Annotated in this window: 15 protein-coding genes and 1 other annotated feature; of the genes, 8 read left to right on the top strand and 7 right to left on the bottom strand. The window is 43.1% G+C overall.

Annotation, left to right across the window (positions count from 1 at the left end):
* Positions 1-312: 312 nt before the first annotated feature.
* Positions 313-3,351: a transglycosylase domain-containing protein gene (locus ACFQ2J_RS07595; RefSeq protein WP_386058145.1), complete on the bottom strand. Its 3,039-nt coding sequence runs from the start codon at positions 3,349-3,351 to the stop codon at positions 313-315.
* 128 nt (positions 3,352-3,479) lie between these two features.
* Positions 3,480-3,686: a binding site (T-box leader), on the top strand.
* Between the two features lie 75 nt (positions 3,687-3,761).
* On the opposite strand from ACFQ2J_RS07595, the gene tyrS reads away from it, so the two are divergent.
* Positions 3,762-5,030: a tyrosine--tRNA ligase gene (gene tyrS / locus ACFQ2J_RS07590; RefSeq protein WP_386058142.1), complete on the top strand. Its 1,269-nt coding sequence runs from the start codon at positions 3,762-3,764 to the stop codon at positions 5,028-5,030.
* A gap of 131 nt (positions 5,031-5,161) precedes the next feature.
* Here tyrS and ACFQ2J_RS07585 read toward each other — a convergent pair whose 3' ends face one another.
* Positions 5,162-5,548, bottom strand: coding sequence for a VOC family protein (locus ACFQ2J_RS07585; RefSeq protein WP_386058139.1), 387 nt, complete (start codon positions 5,546-5,548; stop codon positions 5,162-5,164).
* 111 nt (positions 5,549-5,659) lie between these two features.
* Positions 5,660-6,262 (bottom strand): 30S ribosomal protein S4, encoded by a 603-nt coding sequence (rpsD, locus tag ACFQ2J_RS07580; RefSeq protein WP_386058136.1) that lies wholly within the window; start codon positions 6,260-6,262, stop codon positions 5,660-5,662.
* Positions 6,263-6,641: 379 nt separating this feature from the next.
* On the opposite strand from rpsD, the gene ACFQ2J_RS07575 reads away from it, so the two are divergent.
* Entirely contained in the window at positions 6,642-8,507 is a 1,866-nt protein-coding gene (locus tag ACFQ2J_RS07575; protein ID WP_386058133.1) for a sensor domain-containing diguanylate cyclase, read from the top strand.
* 43 nt (positions 8,508-8,550) lie between these two features.
* Here the strand turns inward: ACFQ2J_RS07575 and ACFQ2J_RS07570 are convergent, their stop codons facing one another.
* The 3 genes from ACFQ2J_RS07570 to ACFQ2J_RS07560 form a co-directional block, all read right to left on the bottom strand.
* On the bottom strand, positions 8,551-8,865 hold the full coding sequence (locus ACFQ2J_RS07570) for a DMT family transporter (protein WP_386058394.1): 315 nt from the start codon (positions 8,863-8,865) through the stop codon (positions 8,551-8,553).
* The gene (locus tag ACFQ2J_RS07565) at positions 8,865-9,209 is read right to left on the bottom strand and encodes a DMT family transporter (RefSeq protein WP_386058130.1); all 345 of its coding nucleotides are present in this window, start codon (positions 9,207-9,209) and stop codon (positions 8,865-8,867) included. Before ACFQ2J_RS07565 ends, ACFQ2J_RS07570 begins: the two co-directional genes overlap by 1 nt.
* Before the next feature lie 85 nt (positions 9,210-9,294).
* Positions 9,295-9,780: a GAF domain-containing protein gene (locus ACFQ2J_RS07560; protein WP_386058128.1), complete on the bottom strand. Its 486-nt coding sequence runs from the start codon at positions 9,778-9,780 to the stop codon at positions 9,295-9,297.
* Positions 9,781-9,904: 124 nt separating this feature from the next.
* On the opposite strand from ACFQ2J_RS07560, the gene refZ reads away from it, so the two are divergent.
* Complete coding sequence (gene refZ, locus ACFQ2J_RS07555; protein ID WP_386058125.1) at positions 9,905-10,540, top strand: forespore capture DNA-binding protein RefZ; 636 nt, start codon at positions 9,905-9,907, stop codon at positions 10,538-10,540.
* Here refZ and hisJ read toward each other — a convergent pair.
* A complete protein-coding gene (gene hisJ / locus ACFQ2J_RS07550; RefSeq protein ID WP_386058122.1) occupies positions 10,504-11,310 on the bottom strand; it encodes a histidinol-phosphatase HisJ in 807 nt (268 codons plus the stop codon). The two genes, refZ and hisJ, sit on opposite strands and share 37 nt — an antisense overlap.
* A gap of 154 nt (positions 11,311-11,464) precedes the next feature.
* On the opposite strand from hisJ, the gene ezrA reads away from it, so the two are divergent.
* From ezrA to ACFQ2J_RS07525, 5 genes are all read left to right on the top strand, one after another.
* Positions 11,465-13,156 (top strand): septation ring formation regulator EzrA, encoded by a 1,692-nt coding sequence (gene ezrA, locus ACFQ2J_RS07545; RefSeq protein ID WP_386058119.1) that lies wholly within the window; start codon positions 11,465-11,467, stop codon positions 13,154-13,156.
* Positions 13,157-13,173: 17 nt separating this feature from the next.
* A complete protein-coding gene (locus ACFQ2J_RS07540) occupies positions 13,174-13,497 on the top strand; it encodes a hypothetical protein (protein WP_386058117.1) in 324 nt (107 codons plus the stop codon).
* A gap of 189 nt (positions 13,498-13,686) precedes the next feature.
* Positions 13,687-14,826 (top strand): cysteine desulfurase family protein, encoded by a 1,140-nt coding sequence (locus tag ACFQ2J_RS07535; RefSeq protein WP_386058115.1) that lies wholly within the window; start codon positions 13,687-13,689, stop codon positions 14,824-14,826.
* Positions 14,827-14,832: 6 nt separating this feature from the next.
* Positions 14,833-16,035 carry a tRNA uracil 4-sulfurtransferase ThiI gene (thiI, locus tag ACFQ2J_RS07530; RefSeq protein ID WP_386058112.1) on the top strand — a complete coding sequence of 401 codons (1,203 nt, stop codon included), beginning with the start codon at positions 14,833-14,835 and terminating at the stop codon, positions 16,033-16,035.
* A 106-nt stretch (positions 16,036-16,141) separates the two neighbouring features.
* Positions 16,142-16,342, top strand: a complete 201-nt coding sequence (locus ACFQ2J_RS07525) for a small, acid-soluble spore protein, alpha/beta type (protein ID WP_386058109.1) — start codon at positions 16,142-16,144, stop codon at positions 16,340-16,342.
* Positions 16,343-16,425 lie beyond the last annotated feature (83 nt).

Here is a 16,425-nt window from a genome sequence, read left to right as displayed (position 1 = left end):
CCAGTCTTATTGAAATCTTCTGAAAGGTCCTATGTGTGACAAATCACTTGAAATTTGTATGGAGGTTGGTGAAAAAAAGAAAGACCCGATAAAATTCATTCGAATTTATCGGATCTTTTAAAAATATTGATGATGCGTGCATAGCTCCGTCAACATACTTCGCGTTCCTCGGGCACGGCCTCAGTCTCCTCGGAAAACACAGACCGTTTTCCTGTGGGGCCTTCGGACTCGTGCTGTTCCCGTAGGAGTCTGCGTATGTTGACTACGCTATATAAATTAAGTGATACTTCTACATCTTTTTTTTATTGAATATTATTCTTCGGAGTCTCCTCCGGCTTCTCCATCTCCAGAATCTCCTCCGGCTTCTCCGCCTCCAGAGTCTCCTCCAGCTTCATCATCTCCGCCAGAGTCTGAATCGTCGTTTCCGCCTGATCCGCCTTCACCAGAGTCACCACCATCATCGGTTCCTCCGTTATCGCCTTCGTTATCATCGTTATCTTCAGGCTCTGGATCGTCAGGTTTAGGATCTTCTTTCGGTTTATCCTTTTTCGGAGGTTTCGGTTTCTCTTCTTTTTTATCCGGTGTACCTACTTTAACAGGCTTGGATAAGGAAGATTCCCTTCCGAAATAGTCGACTGCACGAACTGCATAATATCCGTCTTTACCTGAGAAGTTGTAGGATAAGTCAGTTGTACTTCCCAGCAGGCTGAAGTTTGCGCCTGACTTGGCGGAGCGATAGATGCGATAGCCTACGACATCATTGGATCCTGATGCTGACCAGCTGATGGCAGATCCACTTGCAGAAATACCGCCTGGAGCAGCTGGATTCTTTCCGTCATCTTTGATTTCATCAGAACTTGCTACAGATGAAGCGATCGAATCACCTGATGGCAAGGCTACTTTATCCCATCGTGCTGAATTAGGAATCAGATCTTTCAGCACTTCAGGCTTGTTCAAATTGTTCTCTTTCAGATAAGCAGGGTTCAGCATGACTCCGCCACCTTCAATGATGAACTCACTTGGTGTTTTGGCGCCTGCTACAACCATCCTGTCTTTTACTTTGACGAAGTCTCCGCCAATCAAGCTGTTATCTTTTTTGTTTGGAGCGAATTTCGAATTGAATATGTCTGACTCAACTAGGCCAACTTTCGAGCAAAGCTCAGAAGGTGCCATACCGGATGATGCACAGTAGGAACGAGTAACCAGTCCTCCAGGGCTTTGGAAGCCGCTGTCAGGAACCATCAGTTCCGGTCGTACATCGGAAAGGGCGTTGACTACTTTTGACCATAGTGTCGTATTTCTGCTACTGTATCCATTTTTATTCAAGCTGAATTTCCGATCATACCCCATCCACATACTGACTGTAACATTAGGATTCGTTGCGATGAACCATGTATCCTTATAATCATTCGTTGTACCGGTTTTTCCAGCCCAGTCAACTCCAGAATATTTCAGTTGTGGCGGCACTCCTGCAGCAGTACCTGAGCGGAGGACATCCCTCATCATATCGACCATCAAATAAGCTGTTTGAGGACTGAAAACGTCGACTGCTTCACTTTCATGCTGATAGATGATTTTTCCATCCTTCGTTTCAATACGATCGATCATATAAGCATCAACGAATTTACCCATGTTACCAAAAGTTGCATAGGCATTCGTATTTTCCTCATTTGTGACCAAGGTGGTCCCGATAGCGGAAGATTCGTATGAGAAAGCTGCTTCAGGAATTGTGGTGTAGCCCATTTTATCCATGAACTGCTTCGGATTTTTATTGATTATTTTCTTATAAGTCTTAACTGCTGGGACGTTATAAGATTTCTTTAGCGCTTCCCTTGCGGAGGTGAAACCGTGATAGCGCATCGTATAGTTGGTAACTTCATTATCCGTGCCAGTATAGTACATGGAAGTATCTGCAATTACGGAACCAGGTTGTACTTCACCCAGTTCCATTGCTGGTGCGTAAACCAGAACAGGTTTCATCGTACTACCATTGGTACGTTGGGAGTCTGTTGCGTAGTTCACCTGACTTTTATCAAAGTCACGTCCACCGATGAATGCTTTGATTTTACCGGTTTTATTCTCAATGATTGTACTTCCGACTTGTACAGGAAGAACGGTTTCGGTGGTTTCACCAGTTTCTTCATTTGTTTCTACCAGTGTACGATCCGCGCCATAATTCTCATATTCGTTCTTCACTTTTTGTACAATATCGTGCATTTCTTTATCGATGGTCGAATGTACCTTATAGCCACCTCTACGCAGCTCGCGTTCAGCCTTAATCTTGTATTCTTCATTCAAGTCTGCATCGTTTTCATAGTCTTCCACTGAATGACCATCCTGCGTTGCCAAGTATTGACCGAGCTTATCCATCGCACGCTTTTCAAGTTCGAAAGTCAGCCAAGGATAATTCGCAATCGAGGAATCAGTCGGTTTTGTGAAGTTTTCTCTTATATCATAAGCAAGTGCTTTTTCATATTCTGCTTGATTGATATATTCGTTCTCCAGCATACGTGAAAGTACTTCTCTCATACGATTCAAGGAAGGTTCAAGCCCTGCTTCACTTTTCACTTCTCCGCCGTTGGTGAACGGGGAGTAGTAGGTCGGGCTTTGGGGAAGACCTGCGATGAATGCTGCCTGTGCCAGATTCAAGTCTTTCGCTTCCACACCAAAGATTCCTTCAGCTGCCGTCTGTGCGCCTGCAATGTTCTGTCCATTCGCATTACGTCCGAACGGGACGATATTCAAGTAGGCTTCAAGAATCTCGTCCTTTTCAAAGAAGCGCTCAAGACGCAGGGCAAGAAGGATCTCTTTCGCTTTACGTTCGAAAGATACTTCATTCGTCAGGATCTGGTTCTTGATCAACTGCTGTGTCAAAGTACTACCACCAGTTTTGACGTTCGAATTGGTCACTTCCTGGACAATCGCACGAGCAATCGCTTTCGGTACTACACCGTTATGAGTATGGAAAAATTCGTCCTCCGTTGCGATGACCGCATTCTTCAAATGCTCAGAAATTTCCCCGAGTCCAACTTCTTCACGATAGAGGTCGGAGCGGATTTTACCTAAGTATTCTTCATTATCGAAGTACAGCTCGGATGTTTCGGTGTAATTATAGACATCCTGTTCCATCTGTGCTTTTGAACGGATATTTTCATCTTTTACAAGGGATGCGAAATATCCCGCTCCAACACCACCTGCAAAAAATAGACTGACAACACCGATTATGATAAAAAATAAAATAATATTCCAAACGACATCATACGTGATCCGTCCGGATTTCTGGAACGTACCTTTACGCCAAATCTCCTTCAGTTTCGTCATGAAGCCATTGAATTTCTGGTTTTCTGACATATTCAAACCTCCTAAAAAATCCACTTTCAATTATAACACAGAGATATTTTTGGGAACATATACTAACTTGTAAAAAAGATTGATTTTCCCTGACGTTTATGATAAAAATAATACACAGTAAAATACTTATTGGAGCGAAGAAGGATTGAAGTAGCTAATGGATCCCTGTTCAAGAGAGCTGCCGGCAGGTGAAAGGCAGTACATATCCAGGAGCGAATTACGATCGGGAGCTTTCTTCTGTGCAGGCAGAAGCGGTTTACATCAAGCCGTTATCGATACAAGTGGCACGAAATGTGCAACAAGGGTGGTACCGCGACAACAACCTCGTCCCTTTTTTAGGGGGGAGGTTTTTTTGTTTTCATTTTTTTCTACTAACACTAAATACATGCAAAAAGAAGGAGTGGGTATTCGTGGGAATTCTAAACGACTTGGAACAAAGAGGGTTAATACACTCTATTACCGACAAGGAAGGCCTGGAAAAACATCTTAATGAAAAGCAGGTGACGCTATACTGTGGATTCGACCCGACTGCAGATAGTCTCCATATTGGTCATTTACTTCCGATCACCATGTTGAAACGATTCCAGCAGGCAGGGCATCGACCGATTGCACTTGTAGGTGGAGGTACAGGAATGATCGGTGACCCGAGTGGACGTTCAACTGAGCGTCAGCTGAATGATGCGGAGGTTGTCCAACAGTTCAGCGAAAGCATCAAGCAACAGCTTGCAGGTGTTCTGAACTTTGACAGCGGTGAAAATGCAGCAGTTGCTCGTAATAATTTTGAATGGCTGTCTCAAATCAATGTCATTGAGTTCTTAAGAGATACCGGCAAGCATTTCGGCATCAATTACATGCTTGCAAAAGATTCAGTTGAATCACGGATTGAACAAGGGATTTCTTTCACAGAGTTCAGTTACATGATTTTGCAATCGCTGGACTTCTACAATCTGAATCAGAAAGAAAATTGTACCCTGCAAATCGGTGGAAGTGATCAGTGGGGGAACATTACGGCTGGATTGGAATTGATCCGTAGACGTACAGTAGGAGAAGAAGCGGCTGAAGCTTACGGATTGACCGTTCCGCTCATCACGAAAGCGGATGGTACGAAGTTCGGTAAGACGGCAGGTGGGGCAGTATGGCTCGATCCTGAAAAGACATCACCATACGAGTTTTACCAGTTCTGGATCAATGCAGATGATCGTGATGTAGTGAAATTCCTGAAGTACTTCACATTCCTTGGCATGGAAGAACTCGCGGAATTGGAAAATGAAGTAGCTACCCAGCCTCATAAACGAGTCGCACAGACACGACTGGCGGAAGAGATGACTGCAATGGTTCATGGAGAAAGTGCAGTCGAGCAGGCGCAGCGTATTTCGAAAGCATTGTTCAGTGGGGATATCCAATCGCTTTCAGCAGATGAAATCGAGCTTGGATTCAAGGATGTACCGACCCATACCGTTTCTGAAGCATCGATCGGACTGGTTGATCTGCTTGTCGAAGCTGGAATTTCTTCATCTAAGCGTCAGGCACGTGAAGATGTCAAGAATGGTGCGATTTACATCAATGGAGACCGTAATCAGGAAATGACTCATGAGCTTGGAGAAGCGGATAAGATTGATGGCAGATTCACCATCATTCGTCGCGGAAAGAAAAAATACTTTATGATCCGTTTCAACTGATAGCAGAAGAGGCAGCCGGTCGGCTGCCTCTTTTATACTTTAATAAAGTTTAAGTTCATTAGAGGAATAAAGTATAAGAAATACTAAGGCTTTCGCCATAAGTGCTTAGCGACAAGCCAAGTTTTTCTAAATTATGTTGGACTGACGATTTCAACTTTGATCCGATCAGGGTCCTCTGCATAGACGGCATAATAATCCTCTCCACCAGCATAAGGGTGGCGGTCTTCGTATAGAATACGAATCCCTTTCGTTTTGAAAGCATCTGTAATCTTATCGACATGGCTCCGAGATTCTGCGTGAAAAGCCAGGTGATTCAGGCCGACCCGCTGCCGATGGTAAGGGATATGCAGGAATCGTTGTTCCGCTTGTACAAATACGAGGTACGTGTCATCTTTCTTCCAGCTGATCCCTTCATGCCATTTCTGATATTCAAAATAGCCAAGTTCAGGAAGCAGCCATCCCCAGAATGCTTTGGAGGATTGCAAGTCCGACACATAGATTTCAACATGATGAAGCATCGCAAGTTCTCCTTTCCGATTCACTATTATTGTCGCTTAGTATGTAAAGAAATGCTATAGATAATAAAAAAAGCCATCCGAATGAGATCGGATGGCTTTTCATGAAGCTTATTAACGAGAGTAGAACTCAACGATAAGTGCTTCATTGATTTCTGAAGGCAATTCAGAACGTTCAGGAAGACGGCTATACGTACCTTCAAGCTTTTCAGCATCGAAAGCAAGGTATTCAGGAACGAAGTTGTTCACTTCAACCGCTTCTTTAACGATGTTCAAGTTTAGGGATTTCTCGCGAATACCGATTGTTTGACCTGGCTTCACGCGGTAAGATGGGATGTCAACACGACCTCCATCTACAGTTACGTGACCGTGGTTTACCAATTGGCGTGCCTGACGGCGAGTACGAGCCAAACCTAAACGGTAAACAAGGTTATCCAGACGAGATTCAAGAAGTGTCATGAAGTTCTCACCGTGGATCCCTTTCATGTTACCAGCTTCGTCGAACATACGACGGAACTGACGCTCGTTAAGGCCATACATGAAGCGAAGCTTTTGCTTCTCTTGCAATTGAAGACCATATTCTGATACTTTCTTACGTTGGTTTGGACCATGTTGTCCTGGTGCGTAAGGGCGCTTGTCTAGCTCCTTACCTGTACCGCTCAAAGAAATGCCAAGGCGACGAGACTTTTTCCAAATTGAACCTGTAAAACGTGCCATAGGTATTTCCTCCTTTATATTTTATTTGCATAAAATAAGAACAGTGTGTTCCAGACTCGATGCTCATTATGTTTTCATGCACCATCGCTCCAGCAGCAGAGAGTTACACGATGCACCTCGTATCGAGGAACAAAATGAAAACACCGTAGGTTCACATAGGCTGCCATTTATTTTACACAAAGGCTATTATAGGTTTAATAGCGGAAGAAGTCAAGAGTCATCGAAAGATTCGATGCGTTTTTCTACTGTTCAAATATAACACATGGTGATACAATACATTTATGGATTAAAATACCTAGATGTAACTAGTTCTTTATACCTTTTGGAAAAATGTGGTCATATCCTGATCGATTAAAATAGGTGAGGTGCCAAAGCGTTTATGGGGAATGAGCGATTACTGTTGAATGCGTTACAAAATCGGTTGTTTGAGATGTTTACGGGAATAAGTGATTATTCATACCGCGGCTTTATTGCTACGATGTCATATGAAATGAAGCGTATTTTTGGTGCCGAAATGTGTTCTTTTTACCTTTATGATGAATGGAAAGGTGATTATGAACTTTACAGTGACAGAGAAGAAGTGCTGATGGAGCGTATTTCTGCTATAGATTTTAAAGATGAAAATTCCTACTACATGGAAGCGTCACATTTGTTCAAGCAGAAGAGAGAATTGTTTTCTTACATTGTTCCTCTCCAAATTGAACAGAAGAATTACGGATATATAATGCTGGCATTCAAAGAAGCGTGGGCGCCAGAGGATCAGGAGGTCAGTGAAGTTGCTTTCCAAGTATTACGCTTTTTATTAAAAATGGAAAGTTATTATAAAACGTTGGAAGAAGAGCGGAAGTACGAACTGCTTTATCGTGTCACTTCGAAATTCCATTCCTCCATGGATATGGAAGAAGTCCTGTATGAAATCATCCGGACGTTGAAGAAGATTTATCCTTCATTTGATTATCACCTTCTTTTATCCCAGGATTTTACCGGTAAGCATGAACTGCCGGTCAAAGAACTTACATACGGAAATGACAGCAATTGCCCAGCCAGTGAACAGGCATATTTGACAGGGGAAGTACAAATGGAAGACCGGTTAGAAAACAAGAAGTCGTGTCTATACGCTCCGTTAAAAGGTAAACAGGGAGTGTATGGAGTACTTGAAGTCATTGCCCCCAGCGCGATGCTGTTCCCTGAGAAAGATGTTGAATTCATTGTGCTCCTGGCAAACACAGCAGGGAATGCATTGGAAAATGCAAGGCTTTATCAACAATCGAAAAAGCTCGTTTCCGACTTGCAGCTTGTGAATGAAACCTCTCATCGACTAAATTCAAACCTGAGATTGGCAGACACGATCATCTATATGTCAGAACAGATTCGGAAATCGTTTCATGCGGATGAGGTCGGCTTTGTCCTGCTTAATGAGGGATCTTACCAGCGCTATCAAGTTCTCGATGGAAGTACAGGTTTTTTTAAGAATGAAGCTGTCTTTCCTTTCATTAAACAAACAGAAGCGATGATCGATACTCAGCAGGATGCAGTTTTCATCGGGGATTACCGAATGAAAACAAACGACGAGGCGTTCCCATTCCAGTCCATGATGGCAATCCCAATGCTGGAACAGGATCGGACGATCGGTTTTGTCATCGTACTTCACGAACGACCTTACTTTTTCCCGTTCGAATCATTCAAATTGCTCCAATCGCTTGTACATCATTCTACACTAGCGTTTGCAAATGCCATGCTGAGAGAAGAATTGGAAAAATCGGTCATAACGGATTACTTGACGAAACTATACTCAAGAAGTTACCTGGACCAGCAAGTGCAGGAGCATATGGCTAAAGATGAACAAGGTGCCTTCCTGCTGTTTGATATCGATGACTTCAAGAAAGTCAATGATACATACGGCCATCAAGTCGGAGATGAAATCATCATTCAAGTAGCATCTATCATGAAAGGCAAACTGACAGGAAAAGCATTCGCTGCTCGAATGGGTGGGGAAGAGCTGGCAATCTACCTGCCTGATGCTTCATTGGAACATGCTGAAGCAATAGCAAATGCTATTCGGGAAGAGATACAGGCCAGTACGAAGCCTGGAATTACGGTTTCCTGTGGTGTATCCTACTGGAGAGTGGAAGAGGAACTGGATCCGACGTTTGTCATCCGTCAGGCGGACAAGGCTTTATACACTGCTAAAGATAGAGGCAAGAATAAGGTTTTTCTTGAAGATCGTTTTGCAAAACTCCATTAAATTAGAAGAAGCTGCTTCGCATAACATGCCAAGCAGCTTCTTTTCATTCCAATAGTTTCAATCCTAATGTCGATGCAAGAATGACTCCGATGAATAGAAGTCGTTTCCATTCTTTTGGTTCATCATAGTAAATCATCCCGAGGATTGCCCCTCCACATGCGCCGATACCAGTCCAAATCGCATAGGCTGTGCTCATCGGCAGGTGCTCCAGTGCATATGCAAGGAATATGAAACTGGCACTGAATGCCAGGGCAAGCAGAAACAATGACTGCCAGTTCTTTTTATCATGGAGGCGATTGATCAGCAGTACGCCGAACATTTCACAGACTCCCGCAATAAGCAGTGCGACCCATGGCATCATGCATCAGCTCCTTTACTCGATTGACCTTCTCCAGTAACCTGCTTCAAACCAATCACTCCGATCAGTAGCGTAAAAATCAACGTCACTTTCCCGAAATGGAACGGTTCGTTGAACAGAAAGAGATCACTGATCACTGTTCCTGCGGTACCAAGCCCGACAAAAACAGCATAGGCAGTACCTGCAGGGAGGGTTTTCCCAGCCATGATCAACAAGTAAAAGCTGATCGCGATCGCTATGATAGTCGCTACCCATGAGAGAAGGTCATCCGCGTGCTTCAGTCCGATGACCCATCCAACCTCGAAGAAAGCAGCAATAAATATCTTCAACCATTCTTTATTCATATAAAACACTCCTTGGTTCAACTACCAGCATAGGAATAGGCCTGGGAGACTCAAAGCTCCCAGGCCTATCCGATTCCTGAAAAAGTTAAATGTGTTTTTCCAGGACTCTTGTAAACTTCTCTAAATATTCCTTGTCCACTTCATCGAAGCGATTTTTGGAAGGACTGTCGATATCGAGTACCCCGAATATCTTAGTATCTTTGAAAATCGGAACAACAACTTCGGACTGGGAAGCGGCATCGCAGGCAATATGCCCTTCAAACTGATGCACATCTTCAATCAATTGTGTCTCTCCGTCTTTCACTGCAGTACCGCATACTCCTCTTCCGTATGGGATTCTGACACATGCCGGAAGCCCTTGAAAAGGTCCAAGTACCAGCTGGTTATCCGCTTCTTTCCACAGATAGAAGCCTACCCAATTCACATCATCAAGGAATTGATTGAGAAGGGAAGCTGCATTGGACAAATTCGCAATCAGGTCCTCTTCACCTTCAAGCAACGCATGCAGTTGTTTCAGTAAAAGGTCATAATTTTCTTCACGGGTACCGTTGTAAGTGATCGTCTGGAACAAGGGGATTCCTCCTTATTAGCTATATTACGCTATTTTTCTTGTGTGCCTATCAGTTATTGACGAACGATTGAAGCAGGGAAAAGCGAATCCTCCTAGAATTTTTAGTTAAGAGGAGTTGGTCCAATTGAAAAAAACAACAACCAAACAAATTGTGATGAATGCTGCCTGTCGTTTGTTTTTTTTGAAAGGGTATCACGGAACTTCTGTCCGTGATATTGCTGGACAAGCCAATGTGAACGTGTCACTGATCAATTACCATTTCAAAAGTAAGCAAGGGTTACTTGAAACGCTCATTGTCGATTACTATGAACTATATTTGGAACGAATCGAACAGAATATGAAAGAAACGAAGGACTGCCATCCCCTGGATCAGATCTGCCGATTGATTGATGATATTCTACATTACAAGCAGGAACATCATCAACTCACATGCCTTATCCAGAGAGAGTTGTCCATGGACAATCAGTTTGTTCGTGAAATGCTGGTGACCTATCTATCGAAAGAAAATCATTTATTATATTCGTTGTTCAAAAAAGTCGTCTCTAAAAAAGTTGCCGACTCACGTGAAAGTAAATTTCTATTTCTGCAGCTGAAAGGAATGCTGCAGGCACCTTATGCGATGCCGAATGATTGGAAAGATTTCGTAACATTCGATCAATCCCATCATTATTTTGCGACGCATTACAGCAGGACTGTGCAAAGATGGGTGACAATGATGGCCGATCAGCCGTTGATCAACTTACTGTCCAAGCCGTCATAACCCTGCCCGATTGCAGTGCTTGCATGGGCGTCAGATCCATATACTAACGGTATGCCTATGTTGTGTGCTTCGTTTGCAATGTGCAGCGGTGGATACGTCTCTCCGCAGAGAGGTTTGATCATTCCTGCACCATTGTAGTCCAACTCATAGCCTTTTTGTTTGATTAGACGTAATAATTGAGGAATCGGTCTTGTCCATTCTTCTGGTGAAGGAAATTGCTTGTGGAATTTCCTGACCAGGGACATGTGGCCGATTCTTTTTGGTTTGTATTTTCCGAGATCCGCTTCAACCGACTTGGTCACAGTGGAAAAATATGCATCATACACTTCCTGTGTGGATCCGAAGTCCTTTACTGCAACGTCAAATGCTTCTGGGCTGAAGTCGATGCAGTGGTACCTTTCAGATGACTTAAGGAAATGGACAGATAAAACAGCATCATCCAGCTGTGGACCATAAGTATCTAGAAGGTGAGCCGTCTCCTCTTCATATCCTTCAATGAAGTCGACTTCCATTCCGGCGAGTACTCGTATTTGTCCTCGATATTCCTCTTTGACTTTGGTAATCGCGTTGAAGTAGGCTTCGACAACATTCGAATCCATCCCGCTGTCTTTATCTGGAGCCGGATCGCTGAAGGATGGAGGAAGTGGTGCATGCTCTGCAAAAGTGATCGACTGATAATTTTTTAAAATCGCGTTTTCGATATATGATTTTAGGGTATCTGTAGTTCCGTGTGGGCAAAAAGGTGTATGGACATGGCCATCGATTATCATGAAAGTCCCCCTTGACCTGTTAGTTTTTGTAAAACTGTTAAATAATTTGAAATATTTTAGCCAAAATACACGAATACATGGTATCATTATAACAATAAAACATAATTTTCTAAGGTATTTTCATCCCTTTTTCATTGTGGCAAGGAGGCTGTCTATGGAATACATAGTAGGGACTATCGTTCTATTGATCGGACTGATCATAACCGGGCTGATCATTCGCAAGAGAATCTATGACGAAGTGGATCGACTGGAGTCATGGAAATTGGATATTATGAACAGGAAAGTCACAGAGGAACTTTCCAGAATCAAAAGTCTGAACCTATTAGGTCAAACGCAGGAAAAGTTCGAAACCTGGCGGGAGCGCTGGGATGAGATATTGATGAAGGAACTGCCCAACCTTGAAGAGGATCTGTTTGACGTGGAGGAAGCTGCTGATCGTTATCGATTCAAGAAAGCTAAAGCGATCCTTAACCACACGGAAGCCAAACTTCAGGAAATCGAAGCGGATATTGAAGCGATGTTCCATGAACTTGATCAGTTGATGGATTCTGAAGAAACGAGCCGTAAAGAGATTGAGACGATCCAGCCTGAATTGAAAGCGATGAGAAAAGAACTCCTTCAGAATAATTATAAGTTCGGCAAAGCAGAAAAATCTTTTGATAACAAATTGGATTACTTGGATGGGAAGCTTGAGAAGTATCATGACATGGTACAACAAGGGGACTACCTTGAAGCGAACCAGTTAGTAGAAGAAATCAAGCAGGAAATGGCGATTTGGACGAAGCGCGTAGAGGCATTTCCGCTGCTTTATAAGAAAACATCCTATGAGCTGCCTGGCCAATTATCAGATATCCTGACAGGTATTCAAGGTATGAATGCAGATGGATTCAGACTCAGCCACCTCGGATTTGAGAAGGAAGTACATAAACATCAAGAAGGCTTGGTCTTCTGTGTGAAGCAATTGGAAAAAGGTAAGCTTGAAGGAATAGAAGAAATCGTCAAGGAAACAGAGAATCGTATCAATGAAATGTATCATCTCCTAGAGAAAGAAGCGATCGATCGCAACTTTGTCGAGAAGCAGAAAGAACCATATCAGGAATTGCTGGATGAATCAGAAAAGATTCTTGTTGCGACCAAACAGGAAGTAGAAGAATTGCAGATCTCCTACCAGTTTGACGATAAAGATATGGAAGAGCACATAGGTCTTGAGAAATGGATGACCAAAATCAAGAAGCAATTCACTGAATTCCAAGCGAAACTTTCTGACGAAGAATCTCCATACAGTGAATTGAGAGTGGAGCTTGAGCAGAACCAGGAGCAGCTTGAGGCACTGCAAGTACAACACAGTGAATTCAATGAAAAAATTCGCAGCCTTCGAAAAGACGAACATGAGGCGAAGAAAAAGTTAGCGGAAATGCAGCAGAAATTGATGCAGACGAACCGCAAACTTGTTAAGAGCAATATGCCTGGTGTTCCAGAATACATTTTGGAAGATCTGCATAACGCACAGAGCAAACTGGTCGAAGTGAACGCAGGATTGGATCGACAACCGCTGGACATCAGTGAATTGAATTCAAGTTTGCTGGATGCCATCCATACGGTGGAACGCGTCCACGAATCAGCCGAAAATACAATCGAACAGTCCATGCTTGCAGAACAAGTCATTCAATGTGGGAATCGTTACCGAAGTAAGTACCCACTGCTTGCAGCAAGATTAGCTGAGGCTGAACGCGAATTCAGAGAATGTCAATATGAAGCTGCGGTGGAGATTGCTACGGAAGCAATCAATCAGATTGAGCCGAACTTACTGAAACGATTGGAATATAGCGAAAAAGTGACAGTGTGATATAGGTGGTGTTTCAGGTGCGAAAGTGGATGATGTACGTCGCAGGTGTAACGACAATAGCTGTATGGACAGTTGTAATTGTGTTATTCATACAAGTCGGTGATGAAGGTCGGACCGCAACAGATCATTCTGCGAACTTCACTTACGACAAAACGAAAAGTCAGGGGCAAATCGCTTTTTCCCGAAGATGGGACTTAGTTGTAAATGAAGTTGAACAATCTTCCACTCCGACCGTTATCGGAACCGCCGTGACACCTGAGTGGGTGACAGATGTTTCTGATGACGGAAAGCTTTCCATTGATACACTGCTTGCCTCCCTTGAGTTATCGGGTAATGAATAGAGGGCTGAACCCCTGGAAGGAAAGAATAATTGAATAAGATGAATCCAAGCCCGGACAAAAGCAATGCTTTGTTCGGGCTTTCCTATGAGGATCATCTGACTGAGTATCCTCTTTTGGTCAGGTTTATTTATTTTCCATTCATTGTATGATAAAATCTAAGATTGCAAAAACGTAAAAGGAGATAGTACGATGATCTATTTGGATAACAGTGCGACAACAAAACCACATAAAGAAGTGCTTGCCAGTTTTCATAAGGTTGCTGAAACGTATTTCGCCAATCCTTCTTCCATTCACCATTTTGGTAGTGAAGCAGAACGATTGCTGCAGCAGTCCAAGAAACAGGCAGCTCAATTGCTGGCCGTAAAACCGGAAGAAGTCATCTTCACCTCTGGTGGTACAGAGGGGAACAATATGGCAATCAAAGGAATTGCGCTTCAGCACCAGAATAGAGGAAAGCACATCATCACATCTTCCATCGAGCATCCATCCGTATTGGAAGCATGTCGTTCACTGGAATCACTTGGATTTGAAGTTACCTATCTTCCTGTTAACGAGTTCGGGGAAGTTTCCCCAAGCGATGTGGAAAATGCAATAAAAGATGATACGATCCTGATCAGTATCATGTCAGTGAATAATGAAATAGGAACGATACAGCCGATCAAGGAGATTGGAAAGATTGCTTCCTCCCACCACAAATTGTTCTTTCACGTGGACCATGTCCAAGGACTTGGCAAGCATCAATTGGATATTAAGGGTCACGGAATCGACCTTTGCACCTTCTCCGGCCATAAAATCCATGGCCTGAAAGGAACCGGAGCTCTATATGTAAAGAACGGGACGACATTATTTCCATTGATGCACGGAGGTTCACAGGAAGCATCCTTAAGGTCAGGGACAGAAAACCTGGCGGGAATCGTGTCGTTTGTGAAGGCGTTAAGACTCATATTGGAAGCGGAAAAGACGAATCGCGATAAAATGACTGAGATGAACCAATTCTTAAGAGAGAAGATTAATGAAATGAGTGGTGTGGTTCTCAACTCGCCCGAAGAAGCTGCACTTCATATTTTGAATTTTTCTGTGCCGGGACTGAAACCTGAAGTCATCATTCATTCTCTGGGTAAAAAAGAGATCTTCATTTCTACAAAATCGGCATGCTCATCCAAAGATGCGGATGAAAGTGCAGTCCTTGCCGCTTGTGGAATGGAGCACGACCGGACGGTAAGTGCTTTAAGAGTAAGCTTATCTTATGAGAACTCAATTGATGAAGTCAGGACTTTTTGCGAACAATTAGAACAAACAATCAATGAATTACACGAAGTGATGGGGTAGATAAAAATGAAATTTGATCAAATCATGATACGATACGGTGAGATGGCGTTGAAAGGGAAAAATCGAAAGCTCTTTGAACAGCGTCTGCAAGGAAATTTGATGAAAAAGCTTAGTGGATATGCAGGAATCAAGATCAAGAAGACGCGTGACCATATGTTTGTGGTGCTTAACGGAGAAGATGCCCATGAGATCATGCAGGAATGTCAGAAAGTGTTTGGGATCCAGAGCCTCAGCTTTGCCATCCGTACAGAAAAAGATGAAGAGCTGATCAAGGAAGCTGCCCTATATGCGTTCAATGATGCGGAAGATGCGAGAACATTTAAGGTATCTGCAAAAAGGACAGATAAACAATTTCCTGTGCGTTCTCAGGATTTGAACCGGATTATCGGTACGCATGTTTTAGTGAATACAGAAGATGTAACAGTAGATGTACACCACCCAGATGTGGAACTCAAAGTGGAAGTAAGGCAGGACGCAGCCTATATTACTTCAAAAAATTATCCTGGAGCAGGCGGATTGCCGGTTGGGACAACTGGTAAATCATTATTGCTGCTTTCTGGAGGAATTGATAGCCCGGTTGCTGGTTATTTGACTATGAAACGTGGAGTCCAGCTTGAAGCGATTCATTTTCATTCGCCACCTTATACCAGTGACAGAGCGAGACAAAAGGTAATGGATTTGGCGCAGCAAATGACAGAGTATGGCAATGATATCAAGGTCCATATCATTCCATTCACTAAAATTCAGCAGAAAATCCACAGGGAAATGCCTGAAGGGTACAGTATGACCATCATGCGCAGGATGATGCTACGCATCAGTGAAGAAGTTGCCAAAGAACAGGAAATCCTTTCGATGACAACCGGTGAGAGCCTTGGTCAAGTCGCCAGTCAGACGATGGAGAGCATGAGTACGATCAATGAAGTCACCAATTATCCAATTATCCGTCCGTTGGTTGCAATGGATAAATTGGATATTATCAATATTTCCCGAGAAATAGGAACGTACGATATTTCCATACGACCGTATGAGGATTGCTGTACCGTGTTCGTACCAAAAGCGCCAAAAACAAGACCGAAGCGCGAAAAGGCGAATTTTTATGAATCCAATTCAGATTTTACGGAAGATATTCTCGAAGCTGTCAGCGAGCGAGAAATCATTGAATTAAAAGCACAGAGTAAACCGAAGCAGGAATTCGAGGACTTATTCTGATTATATTCAATGAATCATTGTAAGTTATAGCAACAAATACCAGTCCTAAGTAGTGCATGTTATCCTCCTCATTACGCATTCTAGTAGTACGAGGAGGTGACTTACAATGGCGAACAACAACTCAAACCAATTGGTTGTACCTGGAGTACAGCAAGCTTTGGATCAAATGAAATACGAAATCGCACAAGAATTCGGTGTTCAACTTGGTCCAGATTCTACTTCCCGTGCTAACGGATCTGTAGGTGGAGAAATCACTAAGCGCTTGGTTCAACAAGCTGAGCAGCAATTCGGTGGACAACAACGTTAATAACATGGCTAAAAAAGCCCTACTGCTGAGCAGTGGGGCTTTTCTTCATATTGGTTTCAATATAGAATGGAGATAATATCCAA

The sequence above is a fragment of the Thalassobacillus hwangdonensis genome, from assembly GCF_042675915.1.
Lineage (GTDB): Bacteria > Bacillota > Bacilli > Bacillales > Halobacillaceae > Thalassobacillus_A > Thalassobacillus_A hwangdonensis.
Note: the sequence above shows the minus strand (reverse complement) of the source record. Positions and strands in the feature narration are given on the sequence as shown.

Bases quoted from the DNA above. Each gene is read 5' to 3' on its own strand.
- ACFQ2J_RS07535 (WP_386058115.1), top strand. From the start codon at position 13,687: ATGATCTATTTGGATAACAGTGCGACAACAAAACCACATAAAGAAGTG.
- ACFQ2J_RS07595 (WP_386058145.1), bottom strand. From the start codon at position 3,351: ATGTCAGAAAACCAGAAATTCAATGGCTTCATGACGAAACTGAAGGAG.
- ACFQ2J_RS07570 (WP_386058394.1), bottom strand. From the start codon at position 8,865: ATGCCATGGGTCGCACTGCTTATTGCGGGAGTCTGTGAAATGTTCGGC.
- ezrA (WP_386058119.1), top strand. From the start codon at position 11,465: ATGGAATACATAGTAGGGACTATCGTTCTATTGATCGGACTGATCATA.
- ACFQ2J_RS07575 (WP_386058133.1), top strand. From the start codon at position 6,642: ATGGGGAATGAGCGATTACTGTTGAATGCGTTACAAAATCGGTTGTTT.
- thiI (WP_386058112.1), top strand. From the start codon at position 14,833: ATGAAATTTGATCAAATCATGATACGATACGGTGAGATGGCGTTGAAA.
- rpsD (WP_386058136.1), bottom strand. From the start codon at position 6,262: ATGGCACGTTTTACAGGTTCAATTTGGAAAAAGTCTCGTCGCCTTGGC.
- ACFQ2J_RS07525 (WP_386058109.1), top strand. From the start codon at position 16,142: ATGGCGAACAACAACTCAAACCAATTGGTTGTACCTGGAGTACAGCAA.
- ACFQ2J_RS07565 (WP_386058130.1), bottom strand. From the start codon at position 9,209: ATGAATAAAGAATGGTTGAAGATATTTATTGCTGCTTTCTTCGAGGTT.
- hisJ (WP_386058122.1), bottom strand. From the start codon at position 11,310: ATGATAATCGATGGCCATGTCCATACACCTTTTTGCCCACACGGAACT.
- ACFQ2J_RS07585 (WP_386058139.1), bottom strand. From the start codon at position 5,548: ATGCTTCATCATGTTGAAATCTATGTGTCGGACTTGCAATCCTCCAAA.